The following is a 2,178-nucleotide window of genomic DNA, read 5'->3' on the forward strand; positions in this document are numbered from 1 at the left end:
GTGCAGCACAGGGCGAGCAGCGGGCCATGCGGCGCGGGGCGGACAGCGGGCCGTACGGCGCGGGGAGGGCCGCGGGGGCGTCCGGCCCCGCGCCCCCGGCTCGGCCCTCTTCGCCCGCGCCCCGGCTCAGCCCTCTTCGGGGGTCAGCCGCAGCGAGATGGAGTTGATGCAGTACCGCTGGTCGGTCGGGGTGGGGTAGCCCTCGCCCGCGAAGACATGGCCCAGGTGCGAACCGCAGCGGGCGCACCGCACCTCGGTGCGGACCATGCCGTGCGAACGGTCCTCGATCAGCTCGACGGCCGAGCTGTCCGCCGGGTCGTAGAACGACGGCCAGCCGCAGTGGCTCTCGAACTTCGTCTCCGAGCGGAAGAGCTCCGCCCCGCACGCCCGGCAGGAGTAGACGCCGACCGTCTTGGTGTCCGTGTACTCACCGGTGAAGGCACGCTCGGTGCCGGCCTCCCGCAGCACGTGGTACTCCTGCGGGGTCAGCTCCGCGCGCCACTGCTCCTCCGGCTTGTCGATCTCGTAGGCCATGGGACTCCTCAGCTCTCCGGGCTCTGCAGACGGGCGAGAATCTGCGGACCGAGGTCGGTCACGTCGCCCGCGCCCATGGTGAGAACAAGGTCACCCGGCTTGGCCATTCCGGCGATCAGCTCAGGAACCGCGCTCCGGTCGTGCTCGGCGGTCACGTCCGCCCCGTGGCGGGCGGCGGCGTCGATGACCAGGGCGCTGGTGACCCCGGGCACCGGGTCCTCGCGGGCCGGGTAGATGTCGAGGACGACGGAGGCGTCGGCGAGCGCCAGCGCCTGGCCCATCTCGGTGCCCAGCTCCTGGGTGCGGCTGAACAGATGCGGCTGGAAGACCACCAGCACCCGGCCCTCCCCCGCGCCGCCGCGGATCGCCTCGAGGTCCGCCGCGATCTCGGTGGGGTGGTGCGCGTAGGAGTCGATCACCTGCACCCCGGCGGCGGTGCCCTTGAGCTGCAACCGCCGCTTGACACCCGTGTACGAGGCGAGGGCGGGGGCCAGGTCGCGGGCCGGGACGCCGAGGGCGGCGCCCGCGGTGAGGGCGGCGACCGCGTTGAGCGCGTAGTGGCGGCCGGGGACGGAGACGGTGAAGGTGATCTCCGCACCGCCCAGGGACTCCGCGAGCCGGACGGTGACCTCGCTGGTCAGCCCGTGCGGCTCGATGGCCAGCACCCGCACGTCCGCGCCCGCGTCCTCGCCGTAGGTGAGCACCCGCGGCCCCTCGCCACCGGTGACCCGGGCGGTCAGCTCACGGGCGCCAGGGTGGTCGGCCGAGATCACCAGCGCGCCGCCGGGCCGGATCCGGCCGACGAAGGTCTGGAACGACTCGTAGATCTCGTCCATCGAGGCGTAGTTGGCGTGGTGGTCTAGCTCCACATTGAGGACGATCGCCACCTCGGGCGCGTACTTGTGGAAGCTGCGATCGCTCTCGTCGGCCTCGGCGACGAAGATCTCGCCGTCGCCGTGGCGGGCGCTGGAGCCGGGGGCGTCCAGGTCGCCGCCGATGACGTACGACGGGTCCAGGCCGAGCGTGCGCAGGGAGACGGCCAGCATCGAGGTGGTGGTCGTCTTGCCGTGGGTGCCCGCGACCGCGATCGGCCGGGAGCCGTCCATCAGCGCGGCCAGCGCGTCGGAGCGGTGCACCACCGGGATGCCGCGCTCACGCGCCGTGACCAGCTCGAGGTTGTCGGCGCGGATGGCGCTGGAGACGACGACGCTGGTGGTGTCCGGGGCGAGGTGGTCGGCGGCGTGCCCGAGGTGCACCGTCGCGCCCAGTTCCCGCAGCGCCCCGACGATCGGCGAGTCCTTGCTGTCGCTGCCCGAGACCCGCGCGCCCCGCATGGCGAGGACCTTCGCCACGCCCGACATCCCGGCGCCGCCGATGCCGATGAAGTGCGGTCGATCCAGCGCGTCGGAGGCGATGCCGGCCGGTGCCATGTACGGGTCTCCCCTGGTTCTCGATGGGTGCTGTCGGCCCGATTCTCGCACCCCGGCGGCCCGCCCCCGCCGTCGGCCGCGGGGGCGGTGCCGTGGCTCGGTCCCAGCTCGGTCATGGCTCGGTCCCGGCTCGGTCCTGGCTCGGTCCTCCTGGCTCAGCCGCCAGCGACGGCCGCGGAGACCGGGGCCGTGACGGTCCCGGCTCAGCCGCCGG

Annotated in this window: 2 protein-coding genes; both read right to left on the reverse strand. The window is 73.7% G+C overall.

Annotated elements, in window-relative coordinates; all coding sequences use genetic code 11:
- Nucleotides 1-126: 126 nt before the first annotated feature.
- Nucleotides 127-534: a peptide-methionine (R)-S-oxide reductase MsrB gene (gene msrB, locus AXW62_RS33770; RefSeq protein ID WP_030842945.1), complete on the reverse strand. Its 408-nt coding sequence runs from the start codon at nucleotides 532-534 to the stop codon at nucleotides 127-129.
- Between the two features lie 8 nt (nucleotides 535-542).
- A complete protein-coding gene (gene murC / locus AXW62_RS33775; RefSeq protein ID WP_060947825.1) occupies nucleotides 543-1,964 on the reverse strand; it encodes a UDP-N-acetylmuramate--L-alanine ligase in 1,422 nt (473 codons plus the stop codon).
- Nucleotides 1,965-2,178: the final 214 nt, after the last annotated feature.

Source organism: Streptomyces hygroscopicus subsp. hygroscopicus (assembly GCF_001553455.1).
GTDB lineage: Bacteria > Actinomycetota > Actinomycetes > Streptomycetales > Streptomycetaceae > Streptomyces > Streptomyces hygroscopicus.

Coding starts and splice junctions, on each gene's coding strand:
- msrB (WP_030842945.1), bottom strand. CDS start 534: ATGGCCTACGAGATCGACAAGCCGGAGGAGCAGTGGCGCGCGGAGCTG.
- murC (WP_060947825.1), bottom strand. CDS start 1,964: ATGGCACCGGCCGGCATCGCCTCCGACGCGCTGGATCGACCGCACTTC.